Origin of the sequence: Bacillus cereus group sp. N24, from assembly GCF_016483345.1 — a bacterium.
Classification (GTDB): domain Bacteria; phylum Bacillota; class Bacilli; order Bacillales; family Bacillaceae_G; genus Bacillus_A; species Bacillus_A toyonensis.
The window spans coordinates 23,366-38,810 of sequence record NZ_JAEHCA010000026.1 but is presented as its reverse complement, the minus strand read 5'-3'; the positions used below and the strand labels follow the sequence as shown (position 1 = coordinate 38,810).

Genomic DNA, 15,445 nt, shown 5'->3' with positions numbered 1-15,445 from the left:
ATAGCAGGATAATATATATATGAAATTGAAAGAAACTATTAGAGTCAGTTTCCTTATCAAAATATTACTAAACACTCACAAATTTACTATAATAATTATCACAGTAATGCTCTAGCTAACATTATTACTGAAACAAAAAAATAAATAGAATTTATACTCTCTAAAATCCCCACTTTTAGAATAGAAATATTTCTACCATAAAGTAATATAGATCGTATCAAACTTGGTATAAAGGCAATGGTAAACCACGGTGATACAAGTAAAGTCGCGATCACAAGGAAAGAATGATATCCCCATGAAACAAAGCGATACGTTGGATTCTTTTTCTCACGAATCATCGTCTTCACAAAAAATGTACTTCCCATAAAATATAAAAATGATACAGTTGCAACAACCCATATCTTCTCATCAACTGTTTTCATTGTGAAATAATAACTAATGATTCCCCCTATACAAAACAAAATAATAGCGCACATGTCATTTAGTAAAGCTCGTTCGTTTTTTTTGCGAGAAAAGTAAATATTTACAAAAAAACACGGGAGCATAATAATGGAAAAAAACATAATACGCCATTCATATATAAGAGCGATAATCGCACAGACACAAGCCACACTAAAATAAATAAAGAAAGAATGTAAATAATGCTGTTTTCTTGGTTGTTTTACGTACATTAATAAAGGATATGTGGCTAAATACACAAACAACCATGCTAAAAAGAGCGGTATATGATACCAGGTCCCTTTACCAATTAAAATTCCCAAAATAAATGGAATAAGCAACATTCCCCATGCTCCATGCTGCTTTGGAATAATTAACTTCATTCTTCCAACACCTTTCCCAAAAGTTTTTTATCAACAATGTCATAAACTGATATTCACACAAGAATTCATGTCATAAACCCTATAAAAGCGATATTCCAATAGTTTTTTAACATTCTATGCTACTGAATCAAACAATGAGCTTTAGAACAATATCTATATAGGATAAAGTGACACTTTTATCAGTCATTATTTTCTTCTTCCCCCATCTAAATTCTTTGCTTTCGCTGTTTTTTGAGGCGGAGGTATTACTAGGAGTAAGCTTTTTATTAAAAATAAACTATATTGGAAAAAAATACTGTGAGTGAAATCACTGCATTATGATTTCATACCATTCATTTTCTATGTCTATATTTAGAGCAGCATATTCATTTAGAAAATAATATTCTATTTTCACGTGCAATTGCACAAGCTTAAATAACAAAAAAAGTGAATCCTTAACTTGGTAGTTGTAAGGAACTAAAGCAAAAAAAATGGGACATAAGTCAAAAGTGCTCATGTCCCATTTTTTATACGTTATTTTTCTGTTTTCGTAATACTTTTGGAATGTATACACAGTATGGTTCACTTTCCATGTAATCACCCGTCATGGCAAAAGCTCTAGATCGAGATCCTCCGCAAACATATCGGAACTCACAAACCCCACACTTCCCTTTATACTTGTCCGGATTACGCAAATCTTGGAAAATAGGGGCGTTTCGATACATATCAGCTAGCGGTGTTGTTCGAACATTCCCGGCTTTGATAGGTAATAGCCCACTTGGATACACATCCCCAATATGAGAGATAAATACAAAACCATTTCCATCATTCACCCCTTTTGGAGCACGGCCAAGTCCATCAATCTGCCCCGTCATTCCGTTCATCAATACATCCTGATATTGAATATCCTGATTTGTCTTTTTATTCTCTCGTATTTTTTGTTGAATCACAACACGTCTGTAGTGCTGAGCAGCCGTTGTTTTAATATCAAAAGAAACTTTTTTACTTAATTGATATAGCCATTGGAATACTCTTTCATGTTGAACTGGTGAAATCATATCCGTTTCCTTTCCACGTCCCGTTGGAACTAAGAAAAATACACTCCAAAGCACACATTCTAATTCCTCTACTAATTTTGCCATGTCTTCAAGTACATTCACATTATAATTAGAAATAACAGTATTAATTTGAACAGGAATCTCCAATTCATGTAAATAACGAATCGCATTTATTGTTAATTCAAATGATCCCTCTACGCCCCTAAAATGATCATGTATTTCAGCTGTTGGCCCATCTAAACTAAATGCCCATCTAGCAATCCCTACTTCTTTTGCTTTTTGAATGGTTTCTTTCGTAACGTTTGGAGTAGCACTTGGTGTCATAGATAATCGAACACCCTTTTTTATCGCATAATCCGCAATATCATATATATCCGGACGCATTAACGGATCACCGCCGGTAAAAACAAGCATCGGATTATTCATTTCATATATATTATCAATTAGTTTTTTACCTTCTTCAAATGTTAGTTCAAGAGGATGACGATGATATTGAGCTTCCGCACGACAATGAAGACATTTTAATTGGCATGCTCTTGTTAACTCCCATATCACAATAAACGGATTTTCGTTAAAATTACGATTAATCAAAATTAAACCCTCCTATCAATTTATATCCCCATTGTAAAGTTATATAGGCATTCCTGCAGTGAGATACATCACGCATGAATAACAGGGCAAATTAACGCTATACTAGCTTATGATATTTACCACATTTTTTCGTTATGTAAAAAACATTCACATTTTCTGTCACAAATGTGACTTCTTTCACAGCTTAATTGAGCGACTTGATATAATTTTTTATAATAGGAATATGCCTGAAATTATTAAGGAGTTGTACATATGAAAGAAGACATGATCAAACAGCATTTACGGGAAGTCTCCCTCTTTAAAGAACTTTCAGAAGAAGAGCTTCAGCCTATTGTCGATATTTCACATATACGAATTTATAAAGCAAAGTCATTTGTATTTATGCAGGGTGACATACTTGATCGTGTGTTTTTTATCCACTCAGGCAAGATAAAAATTCAAAAAACGGATGTAACCGGTAAAGAACAAATTGTTTCTGTGCTTCAAGCTGGAGAAATGTTCCCCCATGCGGGTTTCTTTCGAAAAGGTACATTCCCAGCACATGCCGAAACACTTGAATCTGCACAATTAATTGTTACTCCAATCGCTGAATTTGAAAAAATTTTGATTCATTATCCTGAATTATGTATAAAATTATTTAAGGTTCTTGGAGAAAAAATCGTAGATCTTCAGGATAGATTAGAAGAGCAAATTCTTCATAATACGTATGAAAAAATTATTAAGTTATTACTTCGCTTATGTAAATCCAATGGTATACAGGTAAATGAGAAATATAAACTAACGATTCAATTTACAAATCGAGAACTAGCCAATATGATTGGAACATCGAGGGAAACGGTTAGTCGTACAATTACTCAATTAAAAAGAAAAAAAATAATAGATATTGATGAAAACGGCTGTTTCATTATTATTTCAGATAAATTGGAAGAAGAAATCACTTAATTGAACGCAAATTATCTCATGATTTATTGATATACCCCCACCTCTCTTCTTTGGCTTCCTTAAAATCTTGAGGTGGGAATCTTAATCACCCTGAAATAGTGGGATAAAAATTTTTCTTTTTCACAGATCGTATCATTCAATTCTCTCTTTTAAGCTCTATATCTTAATTCTTCTTTTTGTACAGCGTCCTTCACTAATACTTCCTATTTTTTCTCTTCAAATTTTCAAAAATCACATGTGTGATTTACCTCACTCCTTATTTATTATCTCTATGTTACATTGTTATTGAGAATTAATATCACTTATTTCCGAGGTGAACGTGATGACAAAAATGATTGATTTTAGTCAAACCGTTTTTGATTTAGCTAACAAGCATCCTGAAATCATCCCTATCTTAAAAGAATTAGGCTTTGAACAAATAGCGAAACCTGGCATGCTGCACACGGCCGGACGTTTAATGACTATTCCCAATGGATGCCGGATGAGGGGAATTTCTTTCGATGTAGTAAAAAAGACTTTTATAAATAATGGATTTAACATTAAAGAATAGAGGAGAATTTTTATGAGCGAAATCATTAACAATCGTGAACAAGAAAGTATAAATAAATTCGAAAGACAAGCTATCTTAAAGAAAATTATTAAAAATCTTCATAACGGAAAAAGTGTGGAAGAAGTAAAGGCCCAATTTGAAAAAGCAGTCGGGAATATTACCGTAGCGGAAATTTCAAAGCTTGAACAGGCACTTATGGAAGAAGAAGGAATTCCTGTGGAAGAAGTACAACGTTTATGCTCAGTGCATACAGCTATTTTTAAGGGGGCAATTGAAGAAATCCATCGATCCGATAAACCTGAAGATCAAGCTGGACATCCAGTTCATACATTTAATCTTGAAAATAAAGAAATTGATAAACTTGTTAACTTCAAACTTCAACTTCACTATGAACGTTTCGAGAAAAAAGATAGTAAAGAAAACATTTATAAACTCATCGAAGATTTAAATCTGTTGTTGGATGTGGATAAACACTACAGCCGTAAAGAAAATTTGCTGTTTCCCTATTTAGAGAAATACGGGATTTACGGCCCGACACAAGTAATGTGGGGCATCGATGATGTCATTCGTAACGCGATCAAAGATGTGAAACAAGCATTAACTAACTATAATGGAGATAAGAAGACGGTTTTAGACGGCATATACTTTGTCATCCGTGAGATAACTGAAATGATTTTTAAAGAGGAAAATATTTTGTTTCCGATGGCACTTCAAACTCTTACGGAAGATGAATGGATTAAAATCGCTCATGAAAGTGATGGAATTGGCTATTGCTTATCAGATCCTGCGGGTGTATGGAAACCTCAAAGAAAGACTATACAAGAGCAGGCTATATCTGAAGGATTCATTCGTCTAGAAACTGGCATACTATCTTTAAAACAACTAGAGCTGATGTTGAACCACTTGCCTGTGGATATTACGTACATTGATCAGGATGATGTTGTACGCTACTTCTCTCATGGAAAAGAACGAATCTTTGCTCGCACAAAAGCGGTAATTGGTAGAACAGTTCAAAACTGCCATCCTCCAAAAAGCGTTCATGTCGTTGAAAAGCTCTTGGAAGACTTTAAATCTGGAAACAAAGATTGTGAAGATTTCTGGATTAAGTTCAAAGATAAATATGTTTACATTCGCTATTTCGCTATACGAAGTGAAGATGGAGAATACTTGGGTACCCTTGAATTCACACAAAATATCAATCCAATTCAAGAAATCCAAGGGGAAAAACGGATTCTCTCGTAAGTTATGATTGTCATAAGCTCCTTGTTTTTTTATAATTATTTTTCAAAAATGAAATTCTCTTCACTCTCGTTATATAAAAGGTATCAAGAAGAAAAAAAGGAATAAAAAATCTTGCTGTTAACGTTAATAAGAAATCACCTGAGATAATTACACAATTTAGATAAACGAATCAAGATATTTTCTAAATTTAAATCAAATCTAATACTGGGAATATGGATACTAAATTTACTCTCAAAAGTCGAAACCTAACTGCATACCTTTTGAAAATAAACATAAGAAAGACGTTCTACTCATAACCTTATCAAGACCTAAATTAAAAAAAGATAAATAAATTAAAGGAGATTACATATTTCATATGACTAATATGTAATCTCCTTTCTTATTCCACAATCGCGCCCGATTGTGGAATAGAGAAAATAGTTGTTAAATATGCGCATATTTAACAACTATTTTCTCTATTTCATGTCGTGGGTTTTCATTTTATCCAATTCTTTTTGTATCTTCTTATGAAAATACTTTCTACCTAGATTCCATTCTATACATAAGAAAAACATCCCTAATAATAGATAAAGGATAAAACCAATAGTACTTTCAATACGATTCGTTATAAACAACCATGTCAGAAATACAATATGTGCTACTGGTAAAATTGCCCCCCAATAGATATTGTTTCTACTTGATAAGAAAAATTGAACAGCTAAAATACAAGCATAAATAAGAACCATTATTCCCCATCTCTTTCTTGTTTATATTTTTCAATAATCAATTTTGCATCTTCTACACTTATCCGATCATCAATCGACAGGCTCTTGATAAATTTAATAAATTCCTCGTTTTCTACGGCATCATTCATTTTTATTTTATTGATTAATCGATCAAGTTTAAGTCTTACTGTTGGGTATGATACCTCATAAACTTTTGCAATCTCTTTTAAAGAACCCGAATGAAGTACTAAGTTTTTAACAAACTCTAAATCCTCATTTTCCAAGGCTAAAATCCAGTTTGGAATATTATTAATATCCACAGCTTTGCCCTCCATTTACTTTTATTAATATTAGTTTAACATATTTTTGAATAATATTAATAAAATATTAAACTTTATTAAAAATAATTTTCATAATTTGTTTAATTAATTATAGAATAAAAAGAACCCATTTGAATTAAGTTACTCAAGTGGGTATTGCTTCACAATCTGGCCCGATTGTTGAAGAAGGAGAACAACGTGCTCCTATTGACTATAACTTCTTATATACATCTGCGTAAGCTACTTTCAGTTGTTCTCTTAATTTCTTGTTTTCATCTTCTAATTTTTTATTTTTCCTTTTTAGGGAAGCAATCAGGGCATCCTTGTTACTTTCATTCATTTCTCGCTTTACTTGTTTCGGGGTAGGTACTTGTGATTGTTGGTTTCTTAGAGTTTCAATTCTTGAACGGAAATCCTTGTTATTGTAGAGTGTTGCCTTCGATACACCAGCTTCTTTAGAAACACTATTGAAGTTTATAGTCTCATTGGCTTTTATGAGCCTTTTTATTGCTTCATCTACTCTCTGATAGGTATTTGCTTTTCGTTTGGCATGAATCGCTTTCAAATGTTCAGAACGGTCATATCCGGCCATTTTTAACACCTAACTTTCGTTTCATGCGGTCTTGTCTACCAAAGATAACATTTCCTTCTTGGAGGGTATTTAAAATGTTTTGATAACGTAGTAAATTATTTTCGTTCTTCTCCGCAATATCTTCTCGACCTCGTTGTTTTGCTATTTCAATTGCCTTCCTGGTTGTTTTAATGTGAAGTTCATACTTTTGTTTATCTAATTCTGAAAAGCCAACAGCTAAATCCTTACATGGTGTTTGGTTAACACCACAAGTAAGACAAGGTGGTGCTTCCATATGAGGGCAACTTCCATTTAATCGAGCGTGACATGTTCCATAAGGGTTGTCCATCGCATTTAACTTATGATCCTGCCATAAGGCATCCAATATATCTGTTGGAATATCTTCTCCTGCTTTAATTTCTTGTACTTCACCATTTAAGTCAAAACTAAAAACACCTTGTTTTATGACTGACTCAAACGCTTTTCTTTTTGTATCATCTAATAGCTTTGCATACCGTAGGGTCATTTCAGGTGATGAGTGAGCCAATAACTCTTGTACTGTTAGAATATCCGCACCACCATTCAACATTTTTACTCCATAAGTATGTCGGAACTGGTGAGTTTTGAAGTGAAATAAGTCGCCATTTTCATCCTTAATGTTTTTTTGATGTGCTAATTGATTTAAATAATCTCTAATAAAACCTTGAGTAAATGGTTTACCTTTTCGTGTACCACGATAACGAACAAAAACATACCCTTCGGGATTGTTGTCTTGATTGCTAAGTTTTTTGGATTTCTCGATAAGGACCGCTAGAATATTTGCTAATTCATCATCAATTGGAATTCTATGCCCTTTTACATATGTTTTTTCAATATCCGTTTCAATAGAATATTTTCCATTGAGTTTTACTAAGCAATCAGAAGTTAAACCTAATACATCAGAAATTCTAAGTCCTGTTTTAAAAGCAATCCATATCACCGGTATAACATCACTATGTAGATCATTGAGGTGAGTAAAGAGTTGCTCTAATACATAGTCAGGTATATAGTCAATTTGATCAATTGATTTTTTTCTTAACTTCGGTTTATCTTCTGGAAAAATCAATAATCGTACAGGCGTTTCAGGCGCAATGTCGTATTCATATCGCTGAATATCTTCAAGAAACTTTTGTAAGATTGACAATGCTGTATTTATATATAGCTCAGGATGCGAGTTCCGTTGTTTTAAATTATTTTTAGCGTATTCATGTAAGTGTTTAATATACTTTTCAATATGTGTTCTTTTTAAAGGCTTTAAATTCTTCCATGCTGGTTCTAATGAAAATATAAAAGTAAAAAACTTTGGTAAGTAATTCTGATAAATCGTTGCTCTACCGAATGAAAAATTATTTTTGCTAAGCAATCGCTGTTTAACATACTTTTTTACTTGTTCTTGAACCTTTCTGTCAATCTTTGAGAAATCGAGGTAATAGTTGGGCCTGCTTTTGTTATAATTAATATCGTATTTCTCATGTAAAATACGAACGTCCCATCTATCTTTTTCCCATTCATCTTGTTTATCAGTGTATTGGGAGAGTGTAGTATAAATAGTTCTTAGAAAAGCGGCTACTGGGGTTTTAATATAACTATCATAATTGAATTTTTTTCGATTATAATGAGTTTTAATTCCTTTATTATGCAACCAAAACAAATACTCTTTTTCAGTTTTATCGATATCCAACTCCAATAGGGATGATTGTTTGGCATATTTCTCGTTTAAGAACTCCGACATTCGTTTTAACGGTGCATTATTACCATTAAATATAGTCTTAATTGTCCATAAATCGTTAAACAATTGCTGATAATAGACATATTTCACTTCTAAATTGATTGAAGGATTGCAAAATCGAAAACGAACATTTTTGGCTGGAAAGTTATGGTTTGTTATCAATTCTTCGAATTGCTTGATTCCACCGATAAAGTTAATATTCCATTCGTCATTAACTAAGAAGTAAGGATTATTTACTTGTTCAATGGAAACAGAACCATCTACATGTATTATTTTTTCGTTATAAGCTGAAAGTTCTCGTTGTAAACCTTCGTGAAAGTCCATGTTTTCTACCTGAACATTTTTGATTTGTTTCATGCAATAATTCCTCTCAATTATTTTTATTTATGTTAAATTCGGACTGTGCTTTATTCCAATCTTCTCTAATATCTTCATCCGAAGGATGTAGGTATAGGTTCATCGTTGTTTGAACTTGAGAATGTCCTAATCGTTCTTGTACTTGCTTAATATCCTTTGTTTTCTGGTAGAAAATTGTAGCGTGTGTATGACGAAATAGGTGAGGATGTAGGCTTATCTCTGTTTTCTTTTTTAAACGCTTAAATAGAGACTCAACGTTCCAATATTCCATTGGTTTTCCCACATCTTTTCCTCTCAGTTTTACAAAAACAAAGTTTGAATCCAATTCTAATTCATCAAGCACTTCATACAAGTAATCATCATATAAATCCATTAAGGATGGTGATACATAAATTTCACGTTCTCCTGTTTTTAACATCGCACCGTTTTCTAATTCCCCTCGTTCCACCAAACGAATCCGATGCCCTTTTTTATGGTCATAAACAAAATCCTCCATGAAAAGAGAGAGAGCTTCTCCAATACGCAATCCCGTTTCAAATAACAGCTGAATTAAGAATTTATCTCGTATATTAGTAGTTGCTTGTAATACTTGTTGTACTTGTTCTTTTGTGAGGGTTTCTACTTTTTTGCGTGGTTCTTTTAACTTCAATATGTTTCTGTTTGATGGCTTGTCCCTATTAACATGGTGTAAAAAACTTTTGTAACGTGAGTATCCTCCTGTAAATACTTGCTTCATTAACTTTTCCATCATGTCATTTTGTACTTCTTCATTTCGATAGAGGTATTCATAGAAGTTTGCTATAACGGTAATTGTATGGTTAATTGTTTTTTCCGTTCGCTTTGCTTTCTTTTGTTGGAGAGGAGTAACATTTGAACTCTGATAGGGGCTTCTTAACCACCCTACAAAGTCAACTAAATCTTCTAATCTAATAAACTTGTAATCTTTGTTTGTTTCTTCTAAGTAGGTATAAAAATGTTTTAAGGAATAACAATATGCTTTTTGAGTATTAGGTCTTTTCCCTGTCTTATCTAAATACTTTATATATTTCATAACTGGCATTACGGGGAATCCTTCTTGATCCAGTAATATGTATCTTTTGCTGTTATTCTCTAAGACAACCTCTTGCACCCTCATAGTACTTCACCCCTAAAAGATATTAACGTTCGGTCTAAAGACCTCAGAACGTATCCCATAGTGGGATACGTTCTCCACCTTAAGTATACATATTTTTCTAAATATTATATACATATTGAACTGTATTTTTAATATCTGTATAACTTATCTAATATGTATAAGAAAAGAGGATATATGCTCATATATTGAACATAATATCCTCTTCCTAGTTTAGTCTATTTAACCAAATGGATAGAACGTCTTTTCACTTATACATATATCAATTTTTCACTTATTCATTTTGCATTACAATTAAAAAATCGATAAATTCATCTTCATTTACAGGTTTACTGTAGTAATAGCCCTGAATTAGATAACATGCATTACGTTGTAACACTGTTAATTGTTCCTTCGTTTCTACCCCTTCTGCTATCACTTTCATGTTTAAAGTATGAGCAAGTGAAATAATGGTTTGTATAATTTCATCTCCATCAGTAGAAGTTCCGATCCTATTAACAAATTCTCTTGGAATTTTTAAAGTATCAATTGGATAAAGAGGCAGATACGCTAGTGAAGAATAACCTGTACCAAAATCGTCAATTGATAAATGTACACCATATGATTTTAATGCTTTTAACTTCGATAAGGTTTCTTTTTCATCTATCATTGCTATTCGCTCTGTTAATTCTAAATCAATCGAATTAGCAGGTACTCCTATCTCTTCTATAGTAGATATCATTGTTTGAACAAAATCTTTCTGTTCAAACTCTATAGCTGATAAATTTATCCCCATCTTTAGATTTGAAAAACCCGTAGAATGCCATTCTTTCAGTTGTCGACACGCTTTCTGTAACGTCCACTTCCCAATTGAAATAATCTGCGCCGTTTCTTCTGCGATAGGTATAAACTCAAAAGGAGAAATCAGCCCAAGCTCTGGATGTTGCCAACGTATTAAAGCCTCTGCACCAATAACCTTACCTGCCTTACTATCAATTTGTGGTTGATACAATAAAAACAACTCATTATTTTCAATTGCATTTGGTAAATCCTGTTCTAATCGTAATCGACGGGTTACTTTTTGAGATAATGTCTCGTCATACATACAAACAGCATTGTTACCTTTTTCCTTTGCGCTATACATGGCGATATCAGCATGTTGTAAAAGTGTAGTAATATTTATTCCTCCAAATGGATACACTGCTATTCCTATACTAAGAGATAAGTAAAAACTATGCTGATTTACAATAAATGGTTCTTCAGTTATGCGAAATAGAGTTTTACACAAATCCAATAGCTGTTGCTCTGTTTGGTTATGGACAATGATCGCAAACTCATCACCACCTATTCTTGCTAGAGGAATAGTCGGTGACAGACATGTCCTAAAACGTTTGGCAACTTCTTTTAAAACCTTGTCACCAATCGAATGACCCAATGTATCATTAATAGTCTTAAAGCGATTTAAATCAATATACAGGAGCCCAAACTTATCCTGTGTTTTTTGTGCACGCTTAATGGATCTATCTAATTCTTGTTGGAAGAATATACGATTTCCAATCTCCGTCACCGTATCATGGAATGCAAGATAATTTATCTCATCCTGTTGTTGTTTCATCCTCGTTATGTCTTTTACCATTACATAGCTCCCAAAGATTTGTCCTTCTATCATAATAGGAACTATAGTGACATACCAAAAGAGCATGTCCTTCTCATTGTTATTTTTCACACGTAACTGTAACGAAGATGAACTACATCTTCTTCCTTTCTTTATAGCTGCTTCCAATTCAGATTTATCTTCATCTAAAAAAATAGAGAAGCACTCTTTCCCTATTAATGCAGCACTGTCTTTTCCTAATAACATACTTCCAGCCTGGTTTATATTTAATACGGTACCAGTTGAATCAATCGTTAAAATAGGATCCGGATGATACTCATATAATGACTTAAATCTCTCTTGATTTTTTACCAAATCATTAGATTTATTTATTAAATCCCTTGTTCTTTGAGATACTGTTTGTTCTAATTGATTATTAAACACTTTTAATGTTTTAGTTAACTCTTTGTTTTGCATCCGTACGATTGTATGACGAATCAGTACAAATACAAAAGCAATACAATTGCCTGTAATCAATGTAGCTGAAGAAGTTTGCTCTTTCAAAGTAAAGCCAATTAAGACTGCAACTGCAAGATAAGGGAATATACCAAGAAGTTTTTCTCCAAATGTCGGATTAATAATAAAATAATTTCTTTTAGAAGAAGTATTCTTTGGGATTGTAGCAGCAATAGCGATAAATAATAGGAAAACTCTATACAAACACCTTAAAAATATAACTGTACGCTCTGACAAATCATCCTGTAAGTAGAAATACAAGTAGTCCGTAATAGCCAATCCAGTTAATACTAGGATAAAAATAAACAATTTACTTTTTGCATTGAAAATAGCAGGTCGAAAGATTAGTGTAACTCCAAGTAATAGAAGCAATAAATCTATAATCGGAAAAATAAATGAGAGAAAAACATCTCCAATTGATAAGAATAAGATATTTGCAGATGGTTTATTAAATAGGTACCACTCTAATGTAAAAATAGCAGTAACAACAATGCATAAATCACAAAGTAAATACGCTTTCTCCCACTTGTTACATTCCATCATAATTTTATAAAAGAACGCAAAGAGAAAGAAGAATAAGAAAAACAACAAAAATACATCAGAGATATTAAAATTTTGTATTGGTAATTCTACATTAAGTACTTGAAAAGCAGATATGAAATTCCCTATCAAGAAACACCCTATCGCAATAATAATGCAAACCCAAAATACTCCTAACTTAATTTTTCTGGATAATATAGAATACAGTAATGAGATAAATACAGTAGTTTCAACAACTAAAGATGATAGTCGGATATTAAAATCTGATACGAAATAAAGACTCGGAAAAATAAATAAAAATATAAAGCAAAAACTTATATAAGCTATTAAAGCCAATAGCAATACATAAAATTGCACATATGCATGTTTACGCAATGGACTCCACCTTCTTGAAATTTTTCTATACTTTTATTAAGAAATGTCTTGATAGTGGCACAACTCCTACTAATTAAAATGTGTGCTACCTATTATCCATATTATGACCTTTTTAAAAGATTTCTTTCTACATACAACAGTCTTATTAACTTTTTGTAGATGTTTACAATTTTCAATACTGAGAATTCAAAATAGGATACGTTGAAAAATGTAATTTTTTTAAGCATTTTCGCATCGTAAATTTGGATGGCACAACTTATCTACTCTTTAAATATGAGATAGAATCTCATCCTCTATTGAATTATAGTTAGTTTCTAACTGTCACACTTAAAAAGGAATGAAAAGATACTATCATTAACAAAGAAGTTCGAATTAGTTCACGACACAAACTGTAACTATTATAGTTACAACTTAGACTGATGTCAATTTCAAATTACAGATTTTCCGAACGGGAACGCCCACTACGGTGCGATAGCACCCACTTTAGGGGTGGGATGAGAGTGAGGTCAAATGCGATGTACAAATAAAACACCGAAGGTATGTTCTGTATATCAAGAATTTGAAATGGTATAATTTTCATAATAGACAAGTGAAAGTCTCTAAAACAATCTTGTTCTCTGAAAACAGAATACATATGAGGTTGGAGTAACAAATTCTTATACTCCGTAATATGTATTGAATCGTCAAGCACAAGATGCTAAAACACAATTGAGAACGCACTATCTGACTTGTTTGGTAATAGAACGAGTGCCGTGTCTGCTATATGCACTGGATACGGAGTGGTGATGGCACACCGCAATCTTACACGTGAGCGATACTAGAAATAGACTTCGCCTTTGGTAGCAAGAATCCCATTGAAATTAGATTGATGACATATACCGTACAGATAACTTAAATTATTAGTACATTCGACAACAATCGAATATTTTCTGAATCTTCTTGAAAAAGTTGTAAAATCACTCCTTTTTTACTCCTATTTTGCTATGATAGTTACAATTAAATTTGATTTGGATATTTCTATAGGATGGAGGAGTATATAATGAGTGTTTCAGTAAAGGAAAATGAGCAATTAACCTCTCTATTGAACGACTGGTATCGATCTATGCTATCCCAACAAGTTATAAAAGCTACTAATCTAAAAAAGAAAATTGATGAAAAGATTAGTAAGTTAAGCATTGAACCAAATCAAGAACGTCAGGATCAAAATTTGTTACTGTATTACTCACTACTTGAATTTCGCTATACGGTCTTAACAGATAGTCTTGGTATTCAACAAAATAGTTTTGATGCTATTAACGATTATGATATGCCTTCAGACCGTTTTCTACGCTTCTATTATCACTTTTTTAAATCCATTCATTCCACTTTTATATCAAATTATACTGAGGCAGAAGAACATTATAAACTGGCAGAAAAATTATTAGTAGATATACCAGATGAAATTGAACATGCTGAATTCTACTATAGAATTGCCACTTTTTATCATCATACCTATAAAATGGTTGCTTCTATTGAATACGCAAATAAATCAAGAGCAATCTTTTCGAAGTATGAAGGTTATAAAGTAAAAACAGCTTTTTGTAATAGCTTACTAGGTGGCTGCTGTATCTATTTAAAGCAGTACGAACAAGCCGAAGAATATCTATATTCTGCAATTGATTTACTCAAAAATAATAAGGAAGTAGATTCCTTGTTATATGTAAAAAGTACCATAGGGTGGCTCTATTCTGATCAAAGCATGTCTACTTTAGCTATTCGTCATCTTTCAGAAGTAACAGATAAAATCCCTACACACTTTAAGGCTATCTTTTTACAAGCTAAGGAACATTATAAATTAGGGGAACAATCGATAGCTAGCACACTCATTGATAAGGGATTAAAGATTTGCAGAGAAATTCATAACGAGGAATATATACATCACTTCTTTATTTTAAAAAGATTAAACGAAAACATTCCATTGGAAGAATTAGAAAAAATCATTCAAGAAGGAATCTTATACTTTGAGAAAGAAGAGTTATGGGAATATGTTGTCGAATACGCTGAATTATTTGCTACAAAATGTAGACAATTAGAGAATCACAAAAAGGTAAGTGACTATTTCCAAATTTGTTATCAAGCAAGACGAAAATCAATCGAAAAAGGAGTATTAAAATAATGAAAAAATTTAGCTTAGTATTATCAGGTATTGCTTTGATTGGAGCTTTAACGGTAGGAGTTTCTCAGTATTCTAAAACAGATCAGCTTGCTACTCATGGACATTACCCTACTCCTTCATATAGTGTTGGCGATTATGGTGGTGCACCACAACAAATTTAATGTAAGTGCATGTAAAATATGAACTGCGCTTTTTCTGCAGCTTTCTTTTTTTAACATAAGTTTTATACTTCAAAATTTGCCATGCATTAC

At 32.4% G+C, this 15,445-nt stretch carries 13 protein-coding genes; 5 read left to right on the top strand and 8 right to left on the bottom strand.

What is annotated here, in order from left to right:
* Window positions 1–98: 98 nt before the first annotated feature.
* Entirely contained in the window at window positions 99–821 is a 723-nt protein-coding gene (locus JDS95_RS25155) for a YwiC-like family protein (protein WP_000766859.1), read from the bottom strand.
* Between the two features lie 506 nt (window positions 822–1,327).
* Window positions 1,328–2,449: a TIGR04053 family radical SAM/SPASM domain-containing protein gene (locus JDS95_RS25150; RefSeq protein WP_000610523.1), complete on the bottom strand. Its 1,122-nt coding sequence runs from the start codon at window positions 2,447–2,449 to the stop codon at window positions 1,328–1,330.
* Between the two features lie 252 nt (window positions 2,450–2,701).
* On the opposite strand from JDS95_RS25150, the gene JDS95_RS25145 reads away from it, so the two are divergent.
* The 3 genes from JDS95_RS25145 to JDS95_RS25135 all read left to right on the top strand — a co-directional run bounded on the left by JDS95_RS25145 (window position 2,702) and on the right by JDS95_RS25135 (window position 5,183).
* Window positions 2,702–3,391, top strand: coding sequence for a Crp/Fnr family transcriptional regulator (locus JDS95_RS25145; RefSeq protein WP_000656754.1), 690 nt, complete (start codon window positions 2,702–2,704; stop codon window positions 3,389–3,391).
* A 322-nt stretch (window positions 3,392–3,713) separates the two neighbouring features.
* The gene (locus tag JDS95_RS25140; protein ID WP_000164366.1) at window positions 3,714–3,941 is read left to right on the top strand and encodes a DUF1858 domain-containing protein; all 228 of its coding nucleotides are present in this window, start codon (window positions 3,714–3,716) and stop codon (window positions 3,939–3,941) included.
* A gap of 12 nt (window positions 3,942–3,953) precedes the next feature.
* On the top strand, window positions 3,954–5,183 hold the full coding sequence (locus JDS95_RS25135; RefSeq protein ID WP_001289539.1) for a DUF438 domain-containing protein: 1,230 nt from the start codon (window positions 3,954–3,956) through the stop codon (window positions 5,181–5,183).
* Between the two features lie 455 nt (window positions 5,184–5,638).
* Here JDS95_RS25135 and JDS95_RS31905 read toward each other — a convergent pair whose 3' ends face one another.
* From JDS95_RS31905 to JDS95_RS25110, 6 genes are all read right to left on the bottom strand, one after another.
* Window positions 5,639–5,908, bottom strand: coding sequence for a hypothetical protein (locus JDS95_RS31905; RefSeq protein WP_098016165.1), 270 nt, complete (start codon window positions 5,906–5,908; stop codon window positions 5,639–5,641).
* Window positions 5,908–6,207 carry a DUF2089 family protein gene (locus JDS95_RS25130; protein WP_098016164.1) on the bottom strand — a complete coding sequence of 100 codons (300 nt, stop codon included), beginning with the start codon at window positions 6,205–6,207 and terminating at the stop codon, window positions 5,908–5,910. Before JDS95_RS25130 ends, JDS95_RS31905 begins: the two co-directional genes overlap by 1 nt.
* A 211-nt stretch (window positions 6,208–6,418) precedes the next feature.
* The gene (locus tag JDS95_RS25125) at window positions 6,419–6,799 is read right to left on the bottom strand and encodes a DUF6262 family protein (protein WP_098016163.1); all 381 of its coding nucleotides are present in this window, start codon (window positions 6,797–6,799) and stop codon (window positions 6,419–6,421) included.
* Window positions 6,786–8,903 carry a tyrosine-type recombinase/integrase gene (locus tag JDS95_RS25120; protein ID WP_098016162.1) on the bottom strand — a complete coding sequence of 706 codons (2,118 nt, stop codon included), beginning with the start codon at window positions 8,901–8,903 and terminating at the stop codon, window positions 6,786–6,788. The genes JDS95_RS25125 and JDS95_RS25120 overlap by 14 nt, the downstream gene beginning before the upstream one ends.
* Before the next feature lie 13 nt (window positions 8,904–8,916).
* Window positions 8,917–10,038, bottom strand: a complete 1,122-nt coding sequence (locus JDS95_RS25115) for a tyrosine-type recombinase/integrase (protein ID WP_098016161.1) — start codon at window positions 10,036–10,038, stop codon at window positions 8,917–8,919.
* 271 nt (window positions 10,039–10,309) lie between these two features.
* Window positions 10,310–13,039, bottom strand: coding sequence for a sensor domain-containing protein (locus JDS95_RS25110; protein WP_139823554.1), 2,730 nt, complete (start codon window positions 13,037–13,039; stop codon window positions 10,310–10,312).
* 1,039 nt (window positions 13,040–14,078) lie between these two features.
* Between JDS95_RS25110 and JDS95_RS25105 the strand changes: the two genes are divergently transcribed.
* Together JDS95_RS25105 and JDS95_RS25100 are read left to right on the top strand one after the other, a co-directional pair.
* The gene (locus JDS95_RS25105) at window positions 14,079–15,194 is read left to right on the top strand and encodes a response regulator aspartate phosphatase (RefSeq protein ID WP_098016142.1); all 1,116 of its coding nucleotides are present in this window, start codon (window positions 14,079–14,081) and stop codon (window positions 15,192–15,194) included.
* A complete protein-coding gene (locus tag JDS95_RS25100; protein ID WP_000714673.1) occupies window positions 15,194–15,355 on the top strand; it encodes a hypothetical protein in 162 nt (53 codons plus the stop codon). Before JDS95_RS25105 ends, JDS95_RS25100 begins: the two co-directional genes overlap by 1 nt.
* Window positions 15,356–15,445: the final 90 nt, after the last annotated feature.